18 protein-coding genes are annotated in these 26,275 nt (G+C 60.2%); 6 read left to right on the top strand and 12 right to left on the bottom strand.

The annotated features are described in order from the left end of the window. Positions 1-2: 2 nt before the first annotated feature. Positions 3-1,250, top strand: coding sequence for a cytosine deaminase (gene codA, locus QMK51_RS09735; protein WP_320393886.1), 1,248 nt, complete (start codon positions 3-5; stop codon positions 1,248-1,250). Between the two features lie 130 nt (positions 1,251-1,380). On the opposite strand, the gene QMK51_RS09730 is transcribed toward codA, so the two are convergent. Then, a complete protein-coding gene (locus tag QMK51_RS09730; protein ID WP_320393885.1) occupies positions 1,381-2,373 on the bottom strand; it encodes a diaminopimelate epimerase in 993 nt (330 codons plus the stop codon). Between the two features lie 169 nt (positions 2,374-2,542). Between QMK51_RS09730 and QMK51_RS09725 the strand changes: the two genes are divergently transcribed. The 3 genes from QMK51_RS09725 (at position 2,543) to QMK51_RS09715 (ending at position 6,569) form a co-directional block, all read left to right on the top strand. Next, entirely contained in the window at positions 2,543-3,694 is a 1,152-nt protein-coding gene (locus tag QMK51_RS09725) for an MFS transporter (RefSeq protein ID WP_320393884.1), read from the top strand. 164 nt (positions 3,695-3,858) lie between these two features. Next, complete coding sequence (locus tag QMK51_RS09720) at positions 3,859-4,980, top strand: HlyD family secretion protein (RefSeq protein ID WP_320393883.1); 1,122 nt, start codon at positions 3,859-3,861, stop codon at positions 4,978-4,980. Further along, positions 4,977-6,569: a DHA2 family efflux MFS transporter permease subunit gene (locus tag QMK51_RS09715; protein ID WP_320393882.1), complete on the top strand. Its 1,593-nt coding sequence runs from the start codon at positions 4,977-4,979 to the stop codon at positions 6,567-6,569. The genes QMK51_RS09720 and QMK51_RS09715 overlap by 4 nt, the downstream gene beginning before the upstream one ends. A gap of 80 nt (positions 6,570-6,649) precedes the next feature. Here QMK51_RS09715 and QMK51_RS09710 read toward each other — a convergent pair whose 3' ends face one another. From QMK51_RS09710 to QMK51_RS09680, 7 genes are all read right to left on the bottom strand, one after another. Further along, positions 6,650-6,976 (bottom strand): hypothetical protein, encoded by a 327-nt coding sequence (locus tag QMK51_RS09710; protein ID WP_320393881.1) that lies wholly within the window; start codon positions 6,974-6,976, stop codon positions 6,650-6,652. Positions 6,977-7,363: 387 nt separating this feature from the next. After that, positions 7,364-7,651, bottom strand: coding sequence for a contact-dependent growth inhibition system immunity protein (locus tag QMK51_RS09705; RefSeq protein WP_320393880.1), 288 nt, complete (start codon positions 7,649-7,651; stop codon positions 7,364-7,366). Beyond that, entirely contained in the window at positions 7,651-12,306 is a 4,656-nt protein-coding gene (locus tag QMK51_RS09700; protein ID WP_320393879.1) for an RNase A-like domain-containing protein, read from the bottom strand. Before QMK51_RS09700 ends, QMK51_RS09705 begins: the two co-directional genes overlap by 1 nt. 314 nt (positions 12,307-12,620) lie before the next feature. Continuing rightward, positions 12,621-13,061, bottom strand: coding sequence for a carboxymuconolactone decarboxylase family protein (locus QMK51_RS09695; protein ID WP_320393878.1), 441 nt, complete (start codon positions 13,059-13,061; stop codon positions 12,621-12,623). 243 nt (positions 13,062-13,304) lie between these two features. Then, positions 13,305-14,750: a mechanosensitive ion channel domain-containing protein gene (locus tag QMK51_RS09690; protein ID WP_320393877.1), complete on the bottom strand. Its 1,446-nt coding sequence runs from the start codon at positions 14,748-14,750 to the stop codon at positions 13,305-13,307. A 189-nt stretch (positions 14,751-14,939) separates the two neighbouring features. Beyond that, the gene (gene ycaC / locus QMK51_RS09685) at positions 14,940-15,566 is read right to left on the bottom strand and encodes an isochorismate family cysteine hydrolase YcaC (protein ID WP_258699909.1); all 627 of its coding nucleotides are present in this window, start codon (positions 15,564-15,566) and stop codon (positions 14,940-14,942) included. Positions 15,567-15,692: 126 nt separating this feature from the next. Further along, on the bottom strand, positions 15,693-16,559 hold the full coding sequence (locus tag QMK51_RS09680; RefSeq protein WP_320393876.1) for a pirin family protein: 867 nt from the start codon (positions 16,557-16,559) through the stop codon (positions 15,693-15,695). A gap of 104 nt (positions 16,560-16,663) precedes the next feature. Between QMK51_RS09680 and QMK51_RS09675 the strand changes: the two genes are divergently transcribed. Together QMK51_RS09675 and dkgB are read left to right on the top strand one after the other, a co-directional pair. Further along, positions 16,664-17,572 carry a LysR substrate-binding domain-containing protein gene (locus QMK51_RS09675; protein WP_258699907.1) on the top strand — a complete coding sequence of 303 codons (909 nt, stop codon included), beginning with the start codon at positions 16,664-16,666 and terminating at the stop codon, positions 17,570-17,572. Positions 17,573-17,773: 201 nt separating this feature from the next. After that, entirely contained in the window at positions 17,774-18,577 is an 804-nt protein-coding gene (gene dkgB / locus QMK51_RS09670) for a 2,5-didehydrogluconate reductase DkgB (RefSeq protein ID WP_320393875.1), read from the top strand. Between the two features lie 3 nt (positions 18,578-18,580). On the opposite strand, the gene QMK51_RS09665 is transcribed toward dkgB, so the two are convergent. The 4 genes from QMK51_RS09665 to mgtA form a co-directional block, all read right to left on the bottom strand. Then, positions 18,581-21,811, bottom strand: a complete 3,231-nt coding sequence (locus QMK51_RS09665; protein WP_320393874.1) for a transporter substrate-binding domain-containing protein — start codon at positions 21,809-21,811, stop codon at positions 18,581-18,583. Further along, positions 21,812-22,432 (bottom strand): response regulator transcription factor, encoded by a 621-nt coding sequence (locus tag QMK51_RS09660; RefSeq protein ID WP_258699904.1) that lies wholly within the window; start codon positions 22,430-22,432, stop codon positions 21,812-21,814. It abuts the gene before it with no gap. Positions 22,433-22,585: 153 nt separating this feature from the next. Continuing rightward, positions 22,586-23,038: a response regulator gene (locus QMK51_RS09655; RefSeq protein WP_320393873.1), complete on the bottom strand. Its 453-nt coding sequence runs from the start codon at positions 23,036-23,038 to the stop codon at positions 22,586-22,588. Positions 23,039-23,259: 221 nt separating this feature from the next. Then, positions 23,260-25,977, bottom strand: a complete 2,718-nt coding sequence (gene mgtA / locus QMK51_RS09650) for a magnesium-translocating P-type ATPase (RefSeq protein ID WP_320393872.1) — start codon at positions 25,975-25,977, stop codon at positions 23,260-23,262. Positions 25,978-26,275: the final 298 nt, after the last annotated feature.

Raw genomic sequence — 26,275 nt, 5'->3', positions numbered from 1 at the left:
TGATGCACATCATCAACGCCCGCATGCGCAACCAAGAAGGCCTGCATGAGTTGCACCTGGAAAACGGCCTGATTCACACCATCGCCCGGCAAACCGAAGCCCCGTCCCTGGGGCCTGATGATCTGGACGCTGGCGGCAATCTGGTGGTGCCACCCTTCGTCGAGCCGCACATTCACCTCGATGCCACCCTGACCGCCGGCGAACCGCGCTGGAACATGAGCGGCACGCTGTTCGAAGGCATCGAGTGCTGGGGCGAGCGCAAGGCAACGATCACCCAGGAAGACACCAAGACCCGCGCCAAGAAGACCATCCAGACCCTCGCCGCCCATGGCATCCAGCATGTGCGCACCCACGTCGATGTCACCGACCCGGAACTGACCGCGCTCAAGGCAATGCTCGAAGTCCGCGAGGAAAGCCGTCATCTGATCGACCTGCAAATCGTCGCGTTTCCTCAGGAAGGCATCGAGTCGTACCGCAATGGTCGGGAACTGATGGAAGAAGCGATCCGCCTGGGCGCCGATGTGGTCGGGGGCATTCCGCATTTCGAGTACACCCGCGATCAGGGCGTGAGTTCAGTGAAGTTCCTGATGGATCTGGCCGAGCGCACCGGTTGTCTGGTGGACGTGCATTGCGACGAAACCGACGACCCGCACTCACGCTTCCTTGAAGTGCTGGCCGAAGAGGCCCGCAGCCGCGACATGGGTTCGCGCGTCACCGCCAGCCACACCACGGCCATGGGCTCTTACGACAACGCCTACTGCGCCAAACTGTTTCGGCTGCTCGGGCATTCGGGGATCAGCTTTGTCTCCTGCCCCACCGAAAGCATTCACCTGCAAGGACGCTTCGATAACTTCCCGAAACGCCGGGGCGTGACCCGGGTCAATGAGTTGCTCGAAGCGGGGATGAACGTGTGTTTCGGCCAGGATTCGATCGTCGATCCGTGGTATCCGCTGGGCAACGGCAACATCCTGCGGGTGCTGGAGGCTGGGTTGCACATCTGCCACATGCTCGGTTATCGCAATCTGCAAAGTGCGCTGGATCTGGTGACCGACAACAGTGCCAAGGCCATGGCGTTGGGAGATCGGTATGGGCTGGAACAAGGGCGACCGGCGAATCTGCTGATTCTGTCGGCGGACAGCGATTACGAGGTGATCCGTAGTCAGGGTCTGCCGCTGTATTCGATTCGTGGGGGCAAGGTGTTGATGAAGCGGCAGATGCCGGTGGTGGAGTTCTGCAGCGACATGAGCTGAAGTTCAGGTTGTTTGGACTGACGCCATCGCGAGCAGGCTCGCTCCCACACTGGATCGTTGCGTACACAAATACCGTGTCCACCGAAGATCTAATGTGGGAGCGAGCCTGCTCGCGATAGCGATCTTGAATTCAACCCATCAACCGCGCCGTACCAAACAACCTCACCCGACTCAATTCACCACCCCGTTCTTCCAGCAAAATCGGCGCCGTGCCGCCAGGCATGATCACCTTCACCTCCCCGGCCGCCACCCACCCCACACGCCACGCGGCGCACGCCACCGCACTGGCGCTGGTGCCCGACGATGCGGTCGGCCCTTCGCCGCGCTCGAACACCCGCGCAACGATTCGCCCCGCGGATTCAAGCATTGCCCATTGCAGGTTCACCCCTGCCACACACGGCTGCCCTGCCCCGGTCGGCATGGCATAGGCGACGCGGGTCAATCCTTCGGCCAATTCTGGCTCGCGCATCTGCGCGTTACTCGGCAACGCATCGGCGCCTGTTACCAATGTCACGCAATGCGGATTGCCGATGCGCACAAACTGGCTGTGATTCCAGGCAGGATCGAGCGCCGACAACGGGCGCACATGACTGACTTCGCGCCCCGTCAACGTCACGGGCTCAACGCCTTGCGCACCCACCGCTTGTGGCCCGAACGATGGCTGTCCCAGGTCCAGCCAGAACCCGTTCACGCCATCGATTTCAGCGGGTTTCACGGACGTTTCCACCGGCGATATCGTATCGCTCTTGTCGTGATGAACCCGTAGCAAACAAGCCCCTTCCCTCGGCATCAGCCCTTGCTCGCTGAGGGCCTGGGAAAAAATCGTCAGGCCATTGCCACTGCGCTCGGCCAGGGTGCCGTCAGTGTTGACGATCAACAGGTCAAAGGGCGGAGACGATTGGAACGGCCCCACCAGCAGGCCATCGCAGCGATGCGCCTTGCTGCCGGGCGGTTGCGTACCGGGCGCCCAGGCGCAGAATGCCTCGATGGCCGACAATGCCCAGGCCTCACGGGTTTGTGCGGCCTGGCTAGCCTGTTCAGGCAGCTTGATACCGCTACTGCGCAGGGCGTCAGGCGCCACCACCGCGTAGATATTGCCCCGAGCATCGTACATCCGCGTCATGGCGCCCCCCCTGCATGAACAATTGATCCGTCGACAATATCGCGAAACAACGGCTGGCTGTGCAAGGATGTCACCCTGCCTGACTGCGACCCACCCGGACGTGACGATCGAACCCTATGCGGTTGCTCACTGTCCTTTGGGGACGCGACGTTTTTTGCCAAGGATCGATATGACCAACCTCAACACCCAAGCCACCTTCGTTCCCGGACGTCTGGAGCAGATGTCCACGCGCATCGCCTTCTTCATCGCCGGGTTCGGCATCGCGGCCTGGGCTCCGCTGGTGCCTTACGCCAAGGCGCGGGTGGGGCTGGATGAAGGCACCCTCGGGCTGTTGCTGTTGTGTCTGGGGGTGGGCTCGATTCTGGCGATGCCCATGGCCGGCATTCTGGCGACGCGCTTCGGCTGCCGCCGGGTGTTGAGCGGCGGGACTTTGTTGATCTGCGCGGCCCTGCCGCTGTTGGCGACGGTGTCTTCGATTCCGGCGCTGATCGCGGCGTTGTTCATGTTCGGCGCGGGCCTGGGCACAGTGGATTCGACGGTAAACCTGCAAGCGGTGATCGTCGAGCGGGCCAGCGGCAAAACCATGATGTCGGGTTTTCATGGGCTGTTCAGCCTCGGCGGGATCGTCGGCGCGGCGGGTGTCAGCGCCCTGCTCGGTTTGGGTTTTTCGCCGCTGGGGGCGATGTTGGTGGTGATCGTGGTTCTAGTGCTGGCATTGCTTAAAGCCGCGCCGCACCTGTTGCCTTACGGCAGTGAAAGCTCCGGCCCGGCGTTTGCCGTGCCCCATGGCATCGTGCTGTTTATTGGCGGGATGTGCTTCATCGTGTTCCTGGCCGAAGGCGCGGCGCTCGACTGGAGCGCGGTGTTCCTGGCGCAGGAGCGCGGGATCGACACCGCGTATGCCGGGCTGGGTTATGCAGCGTTTGCGCTGACCATGACCGTCGGGCGCTTGACCGGCGATGCCATTGTCCGGCGCCTCGGTGCCACACGAGTGATCGTGTTTGGTGGCCTGACGGCCGCGGCGGGCCTGACATTGGCGACACTTGCACCGAGCTGGGAAGCGGCGCTGGTGGGTTATGCGCTGCTGGGGGCTGGCTGTTCGAACATTGTGCCGGTGCTCTATACCGCCGTGGGCAAACAGACCGTCATGCCGGAAAGCATCGCCGTGCCGGCCATTACCACGTTGGGCTATGCAGGAATTCTCGCCGGGCCCGCTGTGATCGGCTTTATCGCCCATGGCAGCAGTTTGAGTTTTGCCTTTGGGTTGATGGCGGTGTTGCTGGTGGCCGTGGCGATTGGCGGGAAGGTGTTGAAGGTTTGAGACGTCGCAAACTGATTCATGGCGTTCTTCAAGGACATGACCGGCATCCCCCCTGGCGCGTGGATTAAATAAACGACGACCGGCAGCAGATACCCATTGCCAGTAAATATTACCTGCGACATATTATGACCGTAATAAAGCAGCGTTTCTCACAGGTAATCTCCATGACCAGCATGCCCAGCCTTGAACCCGACCTCGCTGTCACGGTGAACCCACCCAAGCCTCCCCTGCTCAAACGGCTGGTGCTGCTGACTGCGGCCATCGCGGCGCTGGTGTTTATCGGGCTGTACGCGACCCATTGGTGGACCGCCGGGCGTTTCATCGAAGAAACCGACGATGCCTACATCGGTGGCGACGTCACGGTGATCGGGCCGAAGGTCGCAGGCTATATCGAAGAAGTGCTGGTGACCGACAATCAGAAGGTCAAGGCCGGGGATGTGCTGATCCGGCTCGACGCCCGCGATTACCGCGCCAACCTGGCCAAGGCCGAAGGCGCTGTGGCCGCTGAAGAAGCGCTGCTCGCCAACCTCGACGCCACCGAACAGCTGCAACACGCGGTGATCGGCCAGGCCCGTGCCGGCATTGATGCCGCAGGCGCCGAAACCGCCCGCTCGCGGGACGACAACGCCCGCTACAAGCGCTTGGTGAGCAGCAATGCCGTCTCGGTGGAAAGCGCGCAACGGGCCGACGCCACCTTCAAGACTGCCCAGGCACAGAGTGCCAGGGCCCAGGCCGAACTGCTGGCCGCGCAACGCCAATTGAACGTGATCGAAACCCAGAAACAGCAAGCCAGTGCCGCGCTGATACAGGCGCGGGCCGAGCGTGATCTGGCGCAGTTGAACGTCGGCTACACCGAGTTGCGGGCCCCCGTCGACGGCGTGATCGGCAATCGTCGCGCACGCGCCGGCGCTTACGCCCAGGCCGGTTCGCAACTGTTGTCGGTGGTCCCCGCCAGCGGGCTATGGGTCGATGCCAACTTCAAGGAAGATCAGCTGGCGCGGATGACGCCGGGCCAGCGCGTGATCGTTCATGCGGACGTGCTCAAGGGACGTGAATTCCACGGGCATCTGGACAGCCTCGCGCCGGCCAGTGGTTCGCAGTTCAGCGTACTGCCACCGGAAAACGCCACCGGCAACTTCACCAAAATCGTCCAGCGAGTGCCAGTGCGGATCCTGCTCGACCCGGCCGATGGCGTGCTCGGTCATCTGCGTCCCGGTCTGTCGGTGACTGCCGAAGTGGACACCCGCGCCGAGCCTGAATCCCCAACCGTGGCCAGCGCGCCATGAACCGCGCCCTCGCCGCCCCCGCGCAGCCGTTCAACGCCGCCAACATGGCGACGGCGACCAAGGTGTTCGCCTTCGCCACGATGTGCATCGGCATGTTCATTGCGCTGCTGGATATCCAGATCGTCTCGGCGTCGCTGCGTGACATCGGCGGCGGGCTCTCGGCCGGCACCGACGAAACCGCCTGGGTACAGACCAGTTACCTGATCGCCGAAATCATCGTGATTCCGCTGTCGGGCTGGCTGTCCCGGGTGTTCTCGACCCGTTGGCTGTTTTGCGCTTCGGCGGTGGGCTTCACTTTAGCCAGCCTGCTCTGCGGCGCGGCCTGGAACATCCAGAGCATGATCGCCTTCCGCGCCCTGCAAGGGTTTCTCGGTGGTTCGATGATTCCGTTGGTGTTTACCACGGCATTCTTTTTCTTCACCGGCAAACAACGGGTAATCGCCGCCGCGACCATTGGTGCCGTGGCCTCGCTGGCACCGACGCTGGGGCCGGTAATCGGTGGCTGGATCACGGACATTTCGTCCTGGCACTGGCTGTTCTACATCAACCTGGTGCCGGGGATTTTCGTTGCGGTGGCGGTGCCGATGCTGGTGAAAATCGACCAGCCGGAATTGTCGCTGCTCAAAGGTGCCGACTACCTGAGCATGCTGTTCCTGGCAGTGTTTCTCGGTTGCCTGGAATACACCCTCGAAGAAGGCCCACGCTGGAACTGGTTCAGCGATAGCACGATTCTGAGCACCGCCTGGATCAGCGGCCTGGCTGGATTAGCCTTCATTGGTCGCACCCTGTACGTGGCCAACCCGATCGTCGATTTGCGTGCCTTGAAGGACCGCAACTTCGCCCTCGGCTGTTTCTTTTCGTTCGTCACGGGGATCGGCCTGTTCGCGACGATTTACCTCACGCCATTGTTTCTCGGCCGCGTGCGCGGTTACAGCGCGCTGGACATTGGCCTCGCGGTTTTTTCCACAGGGGTGTTCCAGATTCTGGCGATTCCGCTGTACGCCTTTTTGGCCAACCGCGTCGACCTGCGCTGGATCATGATGACCGGCCTTGGGCTGTTCGCCTTGTCGATGTGGGATTTCAGCCCGATCACCCACGACTGGGGGGCCAAAGAACTGATGCTGCCGCAAGCCTTGCGCGGGATCGCGCAACAACTGGCAGTGCCGCCTGCGGTGACCCTGACCCTCGGCGGGTTGGCGCCAGCGCGGCTCAAACATGCGTCGGGGTTGTTCAACCTGATGCGCAACCTTGGCGGCGCGATGGGTATCGCCGCGTGCGCGACCATCCTCAACGACCGCACCAACCTGCACTTCACCCGGTTGGCGGAGAACCTCAACAGCACCAACGAAGCGCTGAATCAGTGGCTGTCCCAGGTCGGCCATAACTTTGCCGCCCTCGGCCAAAGCGGTGACATCGGCGTCACCGCCAGCCTGCATCAGCTGTGGCTGCTGACCTACCGCGAAGCGCAGACGCAAACCTACGGCGACGCGTTCCTGATGATCATGGTCTGTTTCATCCTCGCCACGGCGATGGTGCCCTTGATGCACAAGGTACAACCACCGGCCGCGCCGAGTGCTGATGCTCATTGAGGCTTGCCCCCGTTGGGTCGCGAAGCGGCGATCCGACTTGCCCGCGAAGACGCCGGCTCAGACACCCGAAATCTCTGAAACTAATCCGCTGCTGACTGCGCCCTCAACCGCCGCCCAATCACATCCAGCACATCACACCCATCCCGTAATGGAATGGCGCAGAGCAAGGCAAAGTCACTGAGAATCATCGAATCGCACTCGACCGAGCCGCGCATGGACATGTTTTCGAGCACCTGCGTTACGGCACGAATTCGATAGCTGGCGGCATCGGTCAGGATATCCAACGGCGCTTGGGTATCGACGAACAGAGTGGGCATGTCGGTGCAGTTGCTGGTGAGCGCCATGAAGCGGCTTTTGGGGTGGGGAATTGGTTTTTCGTAGGGTGGATCGGGGTGAAGATTTTTCATTTGAGATGCTCCAAGGAAGAAATGGAGCTGCCTTAGGCCTTCCTACAGGCTAGGGTGGCAGCTATGCACGGGGTAGGAATATCGAGACCCTTAGAGCAAAACTCGACCACGCCGAAGCGTGCCCGCGCATAGCCGCCGCAACAGATATTACGGACGCACGTTAACGGCCGCAAACCAAGCATCGACGTCAATGTAGCTCTAACGGTATTGAAGGGTTCCTACACCCTGCCACTGAATCTTCAGTGACCACCAGAGACTATCGATGGAAAACATTTCACACCAGTTCATGGAAACCGCTACAACTTGAAGGAAACTTCCGACGACCTTGTCCAGAAATTTCGTTGATCGCCTCTCCCAGACATTACGGGCGCCAGTCAAGATCCATAGCTAGAGCATGCTCCAAATATGTTCCAACCAAGCTTTTCCTGAGGGCCACGCATAGGGGTAATAGTAATCACATCCGATTTCCTCAAACAAAAATGCCTGCAACTCCTCTTCACTTTGGATAGTCCGCAAAACGACTTCCAACTCGCCCTTCACTTGCAAAATGGTTTCTCGAGATGATTCGAAAACGAATGATCGAATAACATCGTCTTCGGTCTCGTGATCACAGGCCCAATCTTGATGAAAGTAACCAGCCAAGAACTGGAATAACGCTGGAAATCTTTTGCTCATCACTCTGCATACCCCGTATGTATTCGATAACCGTCAGGCAAATGCTTATCCCTGCGTAAAATCAGGAGCACCCCGGAGGCAGGCGTCACAGTAGACGCATTGCGTTTTAAAACGACGCCGACTGGATAGGGAACAGAATCTTTAATAATGATCTGACTATCCTTTCCCTTAATGAATTTCGCTATCTGCCCCTTATTTGTCGCCAACACACTGGATATGGCTTTTTCCGCTGTCGCTTGATCATAGAAAGTAGATGCCCTTCCGAGCCATGTTTCGTCAGCAAGCCTTTCCGCCAATTGCGCTTGGGTCCGACCAATATGCTTCTCGATCAAATGCCCACCTCGAGCTTCATGAGCCCCCAAACCACCACCCGGAACAATTTCGCTGAACGGCCCATCAGCCTCTACTTCTCCAGGACACGGTAGACATGCCAACCCCAACGGATCAACCCACCCCGTCGGATTCGGCGTGTACTGGTACGGGTTAAGTCCGCCCGCCAGCTTGATCGGGTCCGGCGTCAGGTACCGACCAATATCCGGATTGCAGTAGCGATGCCGGTTGTAGTGCAGGCCGCTCTCGGCGTCGAAGTACTGCCCCTGAAAGCGCAGCGGCTGGTCGAGCTGCTCGCCCCCACCGAACGCCAGACGCGTGACCTTGCCATAGGCGTTGTACTTCGCCGACCAAACGATCTCACCACCGTAATCCGTCAGTTCCTGCGGCGTACCGAGGTGATCGAGTTGGTAGTAGAACGGGCAAGCCTTTTTCGGGCCTTTGCCGTCAAGCATCGCCAACGGACGAAAGCTGCCGGGTTCATAGACGTAGCTGCGGTAGTGCTCGCGGCTGCTTTCAGCGACGAGGTTGTCGCCCTGCCAGAAGAACTCGGTGGTCTTACCGTCGACAGCTTTCTTGATGCGGCGGCCGAAGGCATCGTAGCGGTAACTTGAACAACTGCCGTCCGGAGTAGTGACGCCGATCAGCCGATGCTGGCAGTCGTAGCGGTATTCGGTGACCAGTTTCTGCGCGGTGCCGCGGCGTTCGCGGATGAGGTTGCCGAAGGCGTCGTAGTCGTAATGACGGTCGCCTTGCATCAGCAGGCGATTACCCAGCACCTTCGCAACGCCGGGCCGGTTCTGCATCAGCAGGTTGCCGGCGGGGTCGTGGGCGAAGGTTTCCGGTGGGTCGTCGCGGGTGTGGCGCACGCAGGTCAGGCGGTTGAGTGCGTCGTAGTAATAGCTGCGCTGGCCATGACGGCTGTCGGCGATGGTTGCCAGGTTGCCATTGACTGCGTAGCTGTAGTGACGCATGTAAAACGGACGGGATTGCTGGTTGATGGCGTGGGCTTGCAACCGGCCTTGTTCGTCGTAGTGATATTGGCTGGTGAGCTGACCTTGTTGACGCTGCTGTTCGCGACCGAACGCGAATTGGTGGGTGGTGAGCCGCGCGCCGTTGAGGTCAATGGCCGTCAGCGCGCCACCCTTGGCGTGGTGGTAATCGAGTTTGCTGCCGTCCGGCAGGCGCAGGCGATTGAGCTGGCCGCAGGCGTCGTAGCCATAGCGCAAGGTGCCCCAGCCCTGGTGCTCGGTGATCAGGCGATCCTGCTGGTCGTATTCGAATTCCAGCGGATGGTCGTGGCCGTCGTCGACACTGATCAGTCGGCCCAGCGAGTCGTAGCGATAGTCGACCTGGATGCCATCGGGCAGGGTTTTGGTTAGCAACCGTCCGGCCGAATCCCGTTGATACCCGGTAACCCGCTGCGAGCCGTCATCGCCGAACTCGGTTTTCTCCAGCAAATGACCGTTGAGGTCGTAGGCGTACGCGGTGCGGCGGCCGTCGAAGCCGGTTTCCTGTCGGATCAGGCCGTTGGGCGTGTAGTCCAGCTGATAGTGTTCGCCGGATTCGTTTTCGATTTCCGTGAGCAACAGCTGCGCGTTGTCATAGCGGTACTGGAGCTGGGTGCCGTCGGGGTTGATCCGGCGGCTGACCAGGTGCAGGTCGTCGACGTATTCATAACGGGTGACGCGGCCCAGTTCATCGCGCTCGGCGGTGATCTTGCCGTAGGCGTTGTAGCTGAAGGCGCGAGTGGCGCCGGTAGGCAACGTCGTCTGGATCAGTCGGCCGACGGCATCCCATTGGTACTGGGTGACGGCACCATGTTCATCCTGACGGGTAATCTGCCGACCCAATACATCGTAGGAAAAGCGCCGCTGCCCACCGTCCGGCAGCGTTTCCTCGAGCAACTGGCCCAAGGCATTCCAGACGAACACATGGCGGCTGGTGTCCGGGTAGCGGATCGACAGCAAGCGTCCCTGAGCGTCGTAGTGATAATGGGTGACCTGCCCGTCCGGATCGGTGGCTTCGGTGACATCCCCCTGGGCATTGCGCTGATATTTCCACACCGCTTTGCCGCGAGAGCGCGCATGCAGGAAACCGTTGCGATATTCGTAGGCCGTTGGCTCGTCTTCCGGCGGAATCAGCGCCACCAACCGTCCGACTTCGTCGTAACGGTATTCAGTGACAGCCCCGAGCGGATCCTGCTCGGCAATCAGCCTACCTTGGTCGTCGTAGGCCTTGAGGTGTTCGCCACCATCCAGCTCGACCTTGCGCACCAGCCGCGCATGGTCGTCGTGGACATAAACCTCTTCGCTGCCGTCGATGTTCTGGACGGTGACGCTGCCCTCGTCATCCCAGACATAACGCGTGTCCATCTGCGAAAACGACGCCCAGTGGCGAACACATCTGGCCGCCTTGCCAGACCGTTCCCACTCCCAGAAGAAACTCGCCCCACCGGCCAATTGTCGCTGCAGGATCACGTGCTGGTCGTCGTAGTCGTAACGTTCGCTCTCGCCGGCGGCGTTGCTCGCCTCGATCAGTTGAGCGCATTCGTCGTAGCGGTAACTGACCAGCGTCTGCTCGGTGTGCCAGGCCTCGTCGAGGGTCTGCGCCGGGACAAACACCTGATAGTCGACGGCGATCAGATGCGCGCGGTCATAGCGCAACAGCAAGGCGCAACCGGCACCGTTGTCGAGGCGTTGGATGCGCTGCTGGCGGTCGCGGGTGATGCGCAAGCGGTTGCCGTACGCGTCGCTGATCGTGGTCAGCCGGCCGTTATGAAAGTGGTAAAAACGCGCGTCGTCGCCAGCCTGGGCGAGGATCAGTTCCTCGGGGTCATTGCCGAGATAAATCGCGGCGCGCGAGAGGCTGTTGTGGATCGCCGGGCGTTCGTGGTTCGGCAGCGGGAACGTGGTGCGGCGGTTTTCGTGGTCGCTCCAGATGACGGTGTCGCCATCGATTTCCAGTCGATGGGCAAGCGAATGGCTCCAGCCAAATCCGAGGCCGCAGTCGATCTCGGCGGCGCTGGTGCGATAGAGCCGGGTGAAGTCGAACGGCAGGATGCCGTCCAGCGAACCGTCGGTGAGGGTCAGCAGTTCTTCACCGGTAACCATCGATACCGGGCAACCGTTCTTGCAGGTCGACGGCGCGCAAGTGGCGCTGTCACCGTTGGGGTTTTTCGCTTGATCGGGGGAGTCGTCGTGGTGTTCGTCTTTCTTCAGCGCAGCGTTGCGACGTGCGCTCCAGCTCAATTGCATCCGGCCTTTTTTCATGCCCGCCGCGATGCCACGCGCGGCGACTTTTTTGTAGCGGTCGACGTAGCTGATGAAGTTATTGATGATCGTGAAAATCGCCTTCACGAGACGCAGAACGGCACTGAGTAACTGCGCGGCTCGATCAGCCAAACGCATCGTCAAATAGGCGATGCCGGCGCCCGCCCCGGCGAACGTCAGGACGATGCCAATCAGGATGTCGATCAACAGCTGCACCACCATCATCGACACCGCTTCGGCGGTTTTGCCGGCGATCTCGCTCGGTGGCAGCATGTCCAACCACAGGCTGGCGCAGCGCACCAGCAGGCACAGCGCTGCTTCGTCACTGGCTAGCAACTGGGCTTTTTCCATGACATCCGGTGCGGTTTTGGCGAGCTTCTCCAGCTCTGCGGCGCTTTCACCCAACCGCTCTGCGAACTTCGCCGGATCCTTGAGAATGTCTGACAGCAGGCTGATGCCGTCCCACACACCTTCAATGGCCGCCCAACTGCCCGCGAGCATTCCATTGCCTACAGCCACCGAAGACGATTGCGACCACTTCGGTTTGAACGTCCGCCATTCATCGCGCAGCCAGCTGTCGAGTTCCTGCGTCAGGCCATCGTAGGAAGAGAAAAGATCTTCAACTTGCTGCGGCGTCACTTCGTTGTGAACGTGAATGCGGTAGAACTTGCCCTCTTCCCCTCGGAATGTTCCCTTGCCATTTTTATCGAGCGTGACCGGCGTCGACTCCCCGCCCTCCTGCGCAATCACATCGACCTGAATATTCCCCACGGGAATGTCATAAACCGATTCGAACTTGCTCTCGATCTCGAGCTTTCCACCTTTCGGGCACTGCACGACGGTGGAGAAAAAGTCGTCGTCGCCACTGCTCACGACGGTGCTGGAGCCTCCGAAGCGGATGATCCGCTCCATGCCCATCAGCGAAGGCAGATCCGCCACGTGGCTGGCCTTGTCGGCGGCTCGGTTGAACCAATGCTTGAGCTGTTCGCGATAGAGCGAAAGGGTGTGCGGGAAGCTGTCGAGTTCCTGCTCGATGCGGATAACGTGCTCCATCAACGCACCGAAAAGTACGGAGTTGCTGGAGAAAAGGAGTCGAACATGAGCAATCCCTCGCGCAGAAAATTAGGCGCGGGGACTGTGCGGGGGATCGATCAGGAAAGAAGTCGGGAAAGGTGGAAATGGATGTAGGAAGATTCGCTGATTAACAGCGAGTAAATAACGCGCAATCCAGATGGGAGCGAGCCTGCTCGCGATGACGGCGGTATATTCAGCATCAATGTTAGCTGACTTGCCGCTATCGCGAGCAGGCTCGCTCCCACAGGGCTGCGGTGTTCAACGTCTTAACTGACTGGCATCAGAGCCAGGCGTTACGCCTGAGGCATTTTGCGGAAACCCACGGCCAGGCGGTTCCAGCTGTTGATGGTGGAAATCGCCACAGTCAGGTCGACCATTTCCTTGGGGCTGAACTCGGCGCTGAGCAGCGCATAGTCTTCGTCCGGCGCGTGGGTCAGGCTCACTTGGGTCAAGGACTCGGTCCAGGCCAGTGCGGCGCGCTCACGATCGGTGAAGAATGGTGCCTCACGCCAGGCTGTCACGGCGAACAGCCGGCGCGGCGTTTCCCCATCCTTGATGGCATCGGCAGTGTGCATGTCAATGCAGAAGGCACAGCCGTTGATCTGCGACGCGCGCAGCTTGACTAGTTCAATCAACGACTTTTCCAGCGGCAGTTTCGAGACAGCGGCTTCCAGGGCCATCATGGCTTTGAGACCGTCCGGGGAAGCGGTGTAGAAATCGATACGAGGTTGCATGGTGAGCTCCAATCACAGGTGGGGTTGGCGCTACGTTAATGCGGACCTGTCGTTGAACAAATAGCCAATTATTGGGAAGTTGAGGATGCCAATGGACCACAAGTTTTTCAGTGACTGTGCCGACGCTTTCGCGAGCAGGCTCGCTCCCACATGGGTTTGTGTCAGACATCAGTTGTATAAACACCAAAGATCAAATGTGGGAGCGAGCCTGCTCGCGAAGGGCCGGAACAGGCAACCCACACATCAGCCATTACGCTTGCGCAACCACTGCAAAAACCCTTTCTTCTCCACCACCTTGGGTGTTTCCTGAATCAGTGTCTGAGCCTTGTTCAAGCGGAAATCCAGCAACGCCTTCATCGCTTCGCCGATGTCATGCCGCGCATCCAGGCACGGCTGGAGGTATTCCCTCTCGATCCGATACAAATTGCAGACCGTCTTGGCGCTAAAGTCCGCCGGCATCGCCATATCGGACAAAATCCCGCCCTCGCCGATCACCTCTCCCGGCCCCATGCGCCCGGTTTCGAACTTGACCCCGCCACGACTCAGCTCCACCGACACGACGCCGGATTCGATGATGAACAAATGATCGCTGACCTCCCCCGCCGGCAGGATCATTTCACCGGCGCGGAAGGTTTGCAGCTTCATGTTCTGACTGAAGGTTTCTTTCTCTTCCTGACGCAAGGTCGAGAAAATGTTCGAGGCGTCCAGCAATGCCCGTGGCCGCGACAGGTTGGCAGGTGCATTCGGTTCGACGTTCGACAACAGGCTGACACCGCTGGCCTGCAAGTGCCGGAACGCCAGGTCGAACAGCAGATTGCGGACCATGCGTTTCTGGTCCATCGAGACGACGAAACCACTGATTTCGTATTCCACGCCCGTGGCGCTGGAGCCTTTCAACGCGACACACGGCGCCGGCTTATTCAACAGATAGCGGCATCCTTGCATCGCCCGTTCCAGCGCGTCGATCACCGTTTGCGGACGTGCGTGCGGGCTCAGTTGCAAGCTGATGGAGACGCCGAAAATGTCACTGGGCCGGCTGAAGTTGATGAGCTTGGCCTTGGCGGCCAGGGAGTTGGGGATCACCGCCATACTGCCTTGGGCCGTTTGCAGGCGCGTCGCGCGCCAGTCGATGTCGATGACCCGGCCTTCGGTGCCGTCGATGGAGATCCAGTCATCCAGTTGATAGGGTTTGGTGGTGTTGAGGACGATCCCGGAAAACACGTCGCTGAGGGTACTTTGCAAGGCCAGGCCGACGATGATTGCCAACGCGCCGGACGTTGCCAGCACGCCCTTGACCGGCAGATCGAGTACATACGCGAGGGCGGCGATAATCGCGATCAGGAAGATCACCGCGCCAAGCAAATCCTGCAGCAAGCGCCCGGTGTGCCCGACCCGTTGCATCATCACCGCACCGATCAGCACCGTCAGAGTGCGCGCACCAAACAGCCACCAGCCAATCTGCAAACCGGTGGCTGCCAGGTGCAGCGGGACGTTGTCGACCCAGGGCGCCGTCTCCATGGGGTTCATGCCTTCGTTGAACAGCAGCATGCTGAACAGCGCGAAAATCACCACCCGCACCGCCAGTTTCCAGTTGCTGCCGCTGGCCGTGATCAAACGCCACAATCCCAGATCGATCAGGATAAGAATCAATGCGCTGATCAATGGGTGTTCGGTGAGCAGTGACAGCATCGAGCGACTCCAGCAATAGTACGGATGGGCACAGTGTAGGAGGATTTGATGTCTTCAGAACACCACAAAACACTGTGGGAGCGGGCTTGCCCGCGATGGCAATTGATCAGTCACCGGGATGTTGACTGATCGACCGCTATCGCGGGCAAGCCCGCTCCCACAAGTTATGTGTGTATGCGCTGCCAGGGTTTACTTGCTGTTAGTCAGGGTGTTGTAGCTGGTCATCAGGTTGCGGTAGTCCGGGATGTGGTTGGAGAACAGGGTCGCCAGACCTTCCACGTCGTTGCGCCAGTCGCGATGCAGTTCACAGGCCAGGCCGAACCAGGTCATCAACTGGGCGCCGGCCGACGACATGCGGTCCCACGCCGATTGACGGGTCAGTTCGTTGAACGTTCCGGAGGCGTCGGTCACCACGAATACCTCAAAGCCTTCGGCCAGGGCCGACAGCGCCGGGAACGCCACGCACACCTCAGTCACCACACCGGCGATGATCAGTTGTTTCTTGCCGGTGGCCTTGATCGCCTTGACGAAGTCTTCGTTGTCCCAGGCATTGATCTGACCAGGGCGAGCGATGTACGGCGCATCCGGGAACAACGCCTTGAGTTCCGGCATCAACGGGCCGTTAGGACCGGTTTCGAAACTGGTGGTCAGAATTGTTGGCAGCTTGAAGTATTTGGCCAGGTCGGCCAGGGCCAGCACGTTGTTCTTGAAACGGTCCGGATCGATGTCGCGCACCAGAGAAAGCAGACCCGCTTGGTGATCGACCAGCAGAACGGCGGCGTTATCCTTGTCGAGACGTTTGTAGGAAGTAGTCATGGGTAATCCTCGCTTTTTATCGATGCCGAACGGGCCGGCGTGAGTGAACACTGATTTTTCGTTAAACCGCGGCCAAGCAAGCGTAGTTAGTCAAGCCCGGCACGCCACAGCCTTACAACAATGATTTCAGCCGCTCATCCGGCCGAACCGACCGGACTGGAAGTCGGCGAAGGCCTGATGAATCTCCTGCTCGCTGTTCATCACGAACGGGCCGTGGCCGACGATGGGTTCGTCGATCGGCTCGCCGCTGAGCAGCAACACCACGGCGTCGTAACTGGCTTCCAGGCTGAGCTGATCGCCGTCGCGCTCGAACAGTGCCAACTGCCCTTCACGCACCTGTTCCATTTGGTTGACCTGAACCGTGCCACGCAGCACCACCAGTGCCGTGTTGCGTCCTTCGTGCAGATCCAGGGTCAGCAACTTGCCGGCGTTCAAGCGAACATCCCACACGTCGATCGGCGTGAAGGTCCGCGCCGGGCCGCGATGGCCGTCGAACTCACCGGCAATCAAACGCAGGCTGCCAGCGTTGTTCTTGAGCGGGAGGCTCGGGATGTCACCGTCGACAATCGTCTGGTAACCGGGGGCGGCCATCTTGTCCCTGGCCGGCAGGTTGACCCACAGTTGAACCATTTCCAGCGTGCCGCCGGTTTTGGCGAAACCTTCGGAGTGGAATTCTTCATGGAGAATCCCCGAGGCCGCGGTCATCCATTGCACGTCGCCGGGGCCGATCTTGCCGCCGCTGCCGGTGGAGTCGCGGTGCTCCAGCTCGCCCTTGTAGACGATGGTCACCGTTTCGAAACCGCGATGCGGGTGCTGGCCGACGCCACGACGCTCGGTTGTGGGGGTGAATTCGGCGGGACCTGCGTGATCCAGCAGCAGGAACGGGCTGATGTGTTTGCCCAGGTTGTCGTAGGAAAACAGCGTGCGAACCGGAAAACCGTCGCCGACCCAATGGGCTCGTGGGCTGGTGTAGATACCGATGATGTTTTTCATCTTTCCTCCGAAACTGTTGTGTAGCGCGATGAACAAAGCTTAAAACCGCGACACTTGGTGCGCTAGACTGCAAAAATCAGCCTTAGCGTTCTATTTGGAGAACGATGGTGGAAGACCTCAATACCCTTTACTACTTCACCCAAGTGGTGGAACACCGCGGTTTCGCCCCGGCCGGGCGCGCGCTGGACATGCCCAAATCCAAGCTCAGCCGACGCATTGCCGAGCTCGAAGAACGCCTCGGTGTGCGGCTGCTGCACCGCACCAGCCGGCATTGCTCGTTGACCGAAATCGGCCAGGCTTATTACCAGCGTTGCCTGGCCATGCGGGTGGAAGCCGAAAGTGCCGCCGAGCTGATCGAACGCAACCGTTCCGAACCGCAGGGTCTGGTGCGCATCAGTTGCCCCACCGCGCTGTTGAACACCTGGGTCGGGCCGATGCTGACCCGTTACATGCTCAAGTACCCGTTGGTCGAGTTGTTCATCGAAAGCACCAACCGCCGGGTCGATCTGATCCACGAGGGGTTCGACATCGCTCTGCGGGTGCGTTTTCCGCCGTTGGAAAACACCGACATGGTGATGAAAGTGCTGGGCAACAGCACCCAATGCCTGGTGGGCATTCCCGCGCTTGTGCAGCGCTTGTCGTCACCGCCCACGCCGGCCGACCTCAGCGGTCTGCCGAGCCTGCATTGGGGTGGCGCGCAGCGTGAATATCAGTGGGAGTTGTTCGGCGCCGACGGTGCCAGCGCGCTGATTCGTCATACCCCGCGAATGGTCACCGACGACTTGCTGGCCTTGCGTCACGCGGTGCTCGCCGGGGTCGGCATCGCCCACCTGCCCAAAGTGGTGGTGCGTGATGAGATTGCCGCCGGTCGGCTGGTGGAACTGGTGCCGGGCTGGACACCCAAGTGCGGGATCGTGCATGCGATCTTCCCTTCACGACGCGGGTTGCTGCCGTCGGTTCGTACCTTGATCGACTTTCTGGGCGAGGAATTCAGCCACAGCGATATGGCTTAGGGGCGGGGTTAAATTCCGACACCGAGTCGCGCCTTTCGCGAGCAAGCCCGCGAAGGCGTCAGACCACACACCATCAATGCCACTGAACCCTCACCCATTCATGACTTACGGTAAACAGTGCTTTGCCGATCCAGCGGTTTTTCTCAAGGGTCCGGCCGGGGATACTCCCGCCTGTTCCCACTGCAACCCCTGGAGTCATTGATGTCTATCCCTGCATTCGGTCTTGGTACGTTTCGCCTGCAAGGCCAGGTGGTCATCGATTCGGTGAGCACCGGTCTTGAACTGGGCTACCGGGTCGTCGACACCGCGCAAATCTACGAAAACGAAGCCGAAGTCGGCCAGGCCATCGCCGCCAGCGGCATTGCCCGTGAAGCGTTGTTCATTACCAGCAAAATCTGGGTCGCCAACTTTGCCAAAGACCGGTTGATCGACAGCCTCAAAGAGAGCCTGAACAAACTGCAAATCGATTACCTGGACCTGACGCTGATCCACTGGCCGTCGCCGGAAGATCAGGTGCCGGTCGAAGAATTCATGAACGCGCTGCTCGAAGCCAAACGACTGGGCCTGACCCGGCAGATCGGCGTGTCCAACTTCACGGTCGACCTGATGCAGCAAGCCATTGCCGCGATTGGCGCCGAGAACATCGCCACCAACCAGATCGAGCTGCACCCGTACCTGCAAAACCGCAAGGTCGTCGAATTCGCTCAACGCCAGGGCATCCAGATCACCTCTTACATGACCCTGGCCTACGGCGAAGTGCTGAAGGATCCGGTCATTTTGCAGATCGCCGATCGCCTTCAGGCAACACCGGCCCAGGTCACCCTGGCCTGGGCCATGCAACTGGGGTACGCGGTGATCCCCTCTTCCACCAAACACGCCAACCTGCAAAGCAATTTGCACGCCTGCACCCTGACCCTGAGCGACGCCGACATGGCGCTGATCGCGGGCCTGGATCGCGGCCTGCGGCTGACCAGCCCCAAGGGTATTGCGCCGCAGTGGGATTGAGTTTCAACCCTGGCTCAAGTGCTTATCCAGCGCTGACATCGCGAGCTGCAATCGATCGACAGCTTCGTCGAGCAGAGCCGAATCCCCCACGTCGATGACACGCTCCAGTTGCTCGCAATGCTCGATCAAGCGCTGCGCCCGAACCATGCGCGCACCGCCCTTGATGCGGTGCGCCAGTTCTTGCAGGCCTGGGCGATTGCCACTGGCGTGCGCCTGGAGCAGATCATCCCGATCCACCCGGTTGGTCACCGTCAGTTCGCGCACCAGACAATCAATCAACGTACGGTCCGCACCGACGTATTGCTCCAAGCCACTGAGGTCCATTTCCGGCGTTGAGGGTTCCTCAATAGGTTCTGGCACCTGACTGGCAAACCTGGACGCCAGCCAAGCGTTCAAATCCGCTAGCAGGATGGGTTTGAACAGGCAGTCGTCCATGCCCGCCTCCAGACAGCGCAGCTTCTCCTCGGGCTGCGCATTGGCGGTAAACCCCAGAATCAGCGTCGGCGGCAAACGTTGGGCACGCTCTTCATCGCGTATGGCACCGGCCAGCTCATAACCACTGAGCATCGGCATATTGCAGTCGGTGACGACCAGATCGAAGCCATGTTCGCGCCATAGCTCAAGCCCCCGCGCGCCCTCTTCAGCCTCCAGAACACGATGCCCCAGGTGGCTCAGCTGCCGTGAAAGCAACAATCGATTGGCCGGGTGATCGTCAACCACCAGAATCGTCAGTGGCCGCGTCGGCGCCTGCAACCCGATATTGCCCCCCACACTGGAAGGCAACGGTTGCAACGCGATCAGCTCAAGGTTGATATCAACCTGCGTGCCTTGTCCGAGGACGCTGTCGAGTTGCAAGCGGCCACCCATCATTTCGCACAGGGTGCGGCTGATCACCAACCCCAGGCCAGAACCGCTTCGAGCTGACTGTCGGCCGTTATCAGCCTGGATGAACGGGCTGAACAGCCGTTGCCGGTCGACAGCACTGATGCCAATGCCGGTGTCTTCAATACGCACGTTGACCGCCAGCTGCCCCGACGCAACGGGCGCCACCCGCAGTGTCAGGCTCACCTCGCCCTCTCGGGTGAATTTGATGGCGTTGCTCAGCAGATTGGACAGCACCTGCTTAAAGCGTGTGGGATCGATCAACACCTCGCAGTCGCTGTGTTCGTCCAGATCGATTCGCCACGCCAGCTCGTTCTGCCGTGCAAGGCCTTCGAAAACCCGACACACCGACGCCACCAGCGCCCGCAGATTGGCCCGTTCAGGGATCAGGGATAAATGCCCGGACTCGATACGCGCGATATCCAGAATGTCGCCGATCAGCGCCAGTAATTGTTGTGCGGCACTGGACGCCACCTCAATGGCGCAACGGTCGGTGACCCCCTCATCCGCACGCTTCAGCGCCAGTTCGAGCATGCCGATCAGGGCGCTCATCGGCGTGCGTATCTCATGACTCATGGTCGCCAGAAAGGTCGTTTTGGCACGGTTGGCATCGTCCGCCAGATCCTTGGCGTCCTGCAATTGCTGCAACCATTGCTGGCGCTGGCGGATCTGCCGACGCTGCCAGGCGATCCAGCCCAGGGCGAGCAACAGCAAGACGCCAGCCACGGCAAACGCCTGAAGAATGCCCTGGCGATGACGCAGCCAATAGCTGTCATCCACCACCACATCGTGGCTCCAGCGCGTCACCAGATCGTCCATTTCCTGAGGCGAAATGCTCAGCAATGCCTTGTTCAGAATCGAGTGCAACTCCAGCGCATCGCGGGCGGTGGCCAAGGCGATGTGGGCGGGTTGATCGCCTACGGTGCTGCTGACGCGCAGACGCTCGCGATACTGCCGGGCGATCAGGTAACGGGCGACGATCAATGAACTGAGCGTCGCGTCAGCCTGCCCCTCGATCACCCATTCCATGCCCTCGGCCGGGCTTTGCACCTCGACCAGGCGCACCTGCGGCGCCTGGGCCTGGATGAACCCGAACAACGGATGACCGCGATAAATCGCCAGGCGCTTACCAGCCAGATCATCCAGCATCCTGGGGCTACCCTGGGTCGTTGCACTGACCAGCACAAACGGATTGCTGAGGTAGGCACGGGTAAAGAGCAACGTTTCTTCACGTTCGACACTGGGCGTGACCACGGGCAACAGGTCGATCTCACCGTCCTGGAGTTGCTCGATTTGCCGGTCCAGCGAGTGGCCGCGTTGCACCTCAAAGGTCAACCCGCTGCGCTGGCTGATCAGCGTCAGCAACTGCGCGGTCAACCCGCTGAGCCGGCCCTGGGCATCGTAGAACGTCAGCGGGGCAAAGTCGTCGATCGCGCCGACAGTGACCGTCGGATGCCGGTCCAGCCAGCGTTGTTCACTGGCGCTCAGACGCACCTGTTGCTGCCCCGCCGTACTGGCCCTGCCAGCACTCCAGCGCAACGTGATGACCGAGCGCTGGTCCATGGGAATCGCCGCCAGAGCCCTGTCGATGATGCCTTTGAGACGCGGGTTATCCGCCGCCAAAGCGAAGCCGAACGGATTGGCATCCAGACCGGAAGGCCCCGTCAGATGAACATTATTAAGGTAGTTGTTGTTGATCAGGTAATTGGCACTGATAAAGTCCCCCAGGTACACATCGTCTGGCCCGAATGCCACCGCGCCGAGCGCATCGAGTGCCGAGGGATAGCGCTGCAAGGTCGCGTCGGGATAGAAGGTCTTGACCGTCTGGGCCGGCAGATAGTCTTCGACCATGGCGATACGTTTACCGGCCAGGTCGACGGGCATTCGCTCGTCCACTCGGGTGACCAGCATCGGCTGATCTTCGGCATAGGCTCGAGACCGAGTCAGCGCGGGGTCGGCCGCCTCGAAGTTGTTCGATGTTCCGAGCAGATCCAGCTCATGGCGTTTGAGGGCATCCATGGCGGCTTCACGAGTGGCATAGCGCAGCACGTCGATCTTGACGTGCAGCAGTTGCCCCAGCAGCTCGGCGTAATCGGCCGTGATGCCCTCCAGCTCATCGCGGTGGCGCGTCACCTCGAACGGAGGATAGTCCGGCCCCGTCACCCCGAGGCGCAGGACCCGTTTATCGCGTAGCCATTGCCAGTCCTTTTCATCCAGCTTGACCTCAAAACCCTCCACTGTGGAGCGCCCCAGCAGATACAACCGCTGCGGTTCGTCGGCCAGCGCCGGCGGAACCTGAATCACAAGGCACAGCATCAAGGCCATCAGAAAGATGCGCACGGTCGGGCTCACTCAGATCAGATGATTGCGCTTGGCGAAATCCCGCAGGTGCACCGCTGCGCTCAGCCCCAGTTTTTCGATCAATCGGTGTTTGTAGGTACTGACGGTCTTGACACTCAAATGCCGATGCTCGGCGATTGTCTTGTTGGGCATGCCCAGGGCCAAATCCCGCAGGATGGTCAGCTCACGGTTGGAGAGTTTGTCGACCATCTGTTTTTCGCTGTATTGCAGGGGGTCTTGCGATCCCGAAGGCAGTCGGGCGAAAAAGGTGTAGCCGGTCATGACCGCATGCACGGCTTTTTGCAATTGACTCAGGACGTTGCTCTTGGCGACATACGCCATGGCCCCGGCGCGCATGCAACGATCCTGAAAAAACTGCGGGTCCAGCGACGTGAACACCAGCACCAGGCACGGCAAGTCACTGGCCTTGATCCGCTCCAGCACATCCAGCCCGTCACCTTCGGGCATGACCAGATCCAGCACCACCAGATCGGGTGAATGCTCACGGAGCATCGACAACACCTCGCTACCGCTGGAGGCCTCGTAAATTCGTTTGAAACCCTCCTTCTCCAGTACGATTTTGACTGCGGCGCGTACCACCGGATGATCGTCCACAATCAGCACTGACTTCATGACAACTCCCTGTGCAAAGACTCGACGATTGCGCACGAATACGCTCCGGATAACGACGGACCGGACGCAACGGCTACCCAACGACTGTGGCATGGGAGGCAGGAAGAATATACCTGTCAGAAATGACAGTTCAGACGAACGGTAGCCCCGGAATCAACCGATCCGTTGTCGATTCCACTCGTGATCCGGGGACGGTGCGGCTTCACATACAGGCGAATCGATGAGCGCCATCAGCCGTTGAATGGACGCAAGATCCGGCTGCGCTGCGTGGCTTACCTGAACCCTCTGCTGAACCTTCTGTGGAAAACCGGCGACGGTAGAAACCGGCGGCAACTGTGCCCGTCGGCCATCGTAGATCAAGGCGTGATGAACCTGACGGTTATCGAGGAAGAACCCGAACAGGTCCAGCGCCCCACCCGCCAACGAGGCATTGATGAGCACCAGATCGAACGGTTCGCAACCGTATTCGACCAGGGTCAGCATTTCCACAAGGCTTTGCACCGGAGCCACCCGGTAATAACCGAGCTGGTTGAACAACCGCTCGGTTTTCATCCGGTGAAGATGCTGCTCGTCGGCGATCAGGATACGCAAGGCTTTGTTCGGCAAAGTGGGGCCCCTGAAGGGTGACAGATTCGTGGTGGGGCAAGGCTACGGAAGACTTGTCGTGCTTTCTGTAGGACTTTTCCTAAAAAATGAGTGCCTCTGTTCGACTTGACGATCAAAAGATCACAGCCTGTGTAGGAGCTGGCGCAGCCTGCGATCTTTTGATTTTTATTAAAGCAAGATCAAGAGATCGCAGCCTTCGGCAGCTCCTGCGTTTGGCAGCATTACTGCCAACCAAACCGCCGGATGTAGAACCCTTTCACCGCTTGGGTCAGCGCCATGTACGCCAGCAGAATCACCGGCAGGAACACGAAATACAGTGACGGCAACGCCTGCAGTTTGAAGTAATGCGCCAGCGGCCCCATCGGCAGGAAGATGCCCACGGCCATGATCACGCCGGTCATCACCAGCAACGGCATGGCAGCGCGGCTTTGCAGGAACGGGACCTTCGGCGTGCGGATCATGTGCACGATCAGCGTCTGGGTCAGCAGCCCGACCACGAACCAGCCGGACTGGAACAGGGTCTGGTGGTCCGGGGTATTGGCATCGAACACGTACCACATCAAGGCAAAGGTGCTGATGTCGAAGATCGAACTGATCGGGCCGAAAAACAGCATGAAGCGCCCGACGTCCGCCGGCTGCCAGCGTTGTGGTTGTTTCAGCATTTCTTCATCGACGTTATCGAACGGGATGGCAATCTGCGAAATGTCGTAGAGCAGGTTCTGCACCAGCAGGTGCATCGGCAGCATTGGCAGAAACGGGATGAACGCACTGGCCACCAGCACCGAGAACACGTTGCCGAAGTTCGAGCTGGCGGTCATTTTGATGTACTTGAGCATGTTGGCGAAGGTCCGTCGCCCTTCCAGCACGCCCTCCTCCAGCACCATCAGGCTCTTTTCCAGAAGGATGATATCCGCCGCTTCCTTGGCGATGTCCACCGCGCTGTCCACCGAAATACCGATGTCAGCAGTGCGCAACGCCGGTGCATCGTTGATGCCGTCGCCCATGAAGCCGACCACATGGCCGTTACCCTTGAGCAGACGGACGATGCGTTCCTTGTGCGACGGCGTGAGTTTGGCGAAGACGTTGGTGGTCTCCACCGCCACCGCCAGTTCGGCGTCGCTCATGCGTTCGATGTCGTTGCCCATCAGCAGGCCTTGCTGCTCCAGCCCGACTTCGCGGCAGATTTTCGCGGTCACCAGTTCGTTGTCGCCGGTCAGCACTTTCACTGCCACACCGTGGGCGGCCAAGGCCTTGAGCGCTGGCGCGGTGCTTTCCTTCGGTGGGTCGAGGAAAGCCACGTAGCCGATCAACGTCAGTGCCTGTTCATCGGCCAGGCTGTAAGTGTCGCGCCCCGCGATCATCGGCCGCGCTGCAACGGCAACGACACGCAGACCTTCGGCATTGAAGGTGGCAGTGACCTGACGAATCCGCGCCAGCAATTCATCGCTCAGCGCCTCGTCGGCATCGCCGTGGCGCACTCGGGTGCACACCGCCAGCACTTCTTCCACCGCGCCTTTGCAGATCAGCAGGTGCGGCTGGTCACGCTCGGCCACCACCACCGACATGCGCCGACGGGTGAAATCAAATGGAATCTCGTCGACCTTGCGAAACGCCGTGCCGACTTTCAGCTCACGGTGGATTTCCACGTGCTCCAGCACCGCCACGTCCAGCAGGTTTTTCAGGCCGGTCTGGTAATAGCTGTTGAGGTAGGCCATTTCCAGCACGTCATCGGAGTCATTGCCCCAGACATCGACGTTGCGCGCGAGGAAGATTTTGTCCTGGGTCAGCGTGCCAGTCTTGTCGGTGCACAGCACGTCCATGGCGCCGAAGTTCTGGATCGCGTCGAGGCGTTTGACGATGACTTTTTTGCGCGACAGGAACACCGCGCCCTTGGCCAGGGTCGAGGTGACAATCATCGGCAGCATTTCCGGGGTCAGGCCCACGGCGATCGACAGCGCGAACAGCAACGCTTCGGTCCAGTCACCCTTGGTGAAGCCGTTGATGAACAGCACCAGCGGCGCCATGACGAACATGAAGCGGATCAGCAACCAGCTGACTTTGTTGACCCCGGTCTGGAACGAGGTCGGCGCGCGATCGGTGGCACCGACCCGTTGCGCCAGCGCACCGAAATAGGTGTTGTTGCCAGTGGTGAGAATCAGCGCCATCGCTGTGCCGGACACCACGTTGGTGCCCATGAACAGAATGTTGTCGAGGTCCAGCGGGTTGTGGGTGTCGTTGTCCTGCTGGCGGGGAAATTTCTCCACCGGCATCGATTCACCGGTCATCGCAGCCTGGCTGACGAACAGGTCCTTGGCGTTGAGTACCCGGCAATCGGCGGGAATCATGTCACCGGCCGAGAGCACGATCAGGTCGCCCGGCACCAGTTGTTTGATCGGCAGTTCGAGGCGTCGCGCACCGTTGTCCGCCAGCTCCCGACGCATCACCGTGGCGGTGTTGCTGACCATCGCCTTGAGGGCGTCGGCGGCCTGGTTGGATTTGGTTTCCTGCCAGAAACGCAGCAAGGTCGAGAGCACCACCATCGAGAAAATCACGATGGCGGCTTTCAGGTCTTCGGTCAGCCAGGAGATGACCGCCAGCAAGGTCAGCAGCAGGTTGAACGGATTTTTGTAGCAGTGCCACAGGTGCGTCCACCACGGCAGCGGTTGCTCGTGCTCGACTTCATTGAGGCCGTATTGTTCGCGCAGCGCATCGGCCTCGGGTTCACTCAGGCCGTCAGGGTGGCTGCCGAGGGCGTCCAGCAATTGGCCGGTGTCGCTGTTGGCGGCGACGACCAGGGTTTGCGCAAGCGTCGGCGGGACTTCACGACTGACCGTGGTGTCAGTGAAGCTTTCCAGCAACGCCAACCGGCGGAAGTGCCTGCCGATATGGCGGGTACGCAGGAATCCGGCGAAGAATTCTTTGAGCAAGGTAAGGTTCATGGCAGTGCCCCCCAGGGTCAGCCGGGAAACCGTCGAGCAGGCGTGTCGAGGTGCTGCGATGACGACACGGAGTCGAACATCACACGCGGTTGAGCGTCGATGAGAGGGACGTCGGGAGTCGGGCCGAAAACCGGCCACGATCGGGATGCCGCTACTCGCTTTCCGGCGAGATAACGGCACAAAAGGCTGCGCGTTATCTTGCCGGGAAAATGCCGGTTACCGAGACCGGCCGACAACTGTCACTCGAACAAGTACCCACTGTGGGTCTCCGCTATTGATGAAAACGCGCGAAGCTTAC

The organism is Pseudomonas sp. P9_31 (genome assembly GCF_034008235.1).
Lineage (GTDB): Bacteria > Pseudomonadota > Gammaproteobacteria > Pseudomonadales > Pseudomonadaceae > Aquipseudomonas.
The sequence above is the reverse complement of the archived record's forward strand: the minus strand, read 5'-3'. Positions and strand labels throughout refer to the sequence as shown.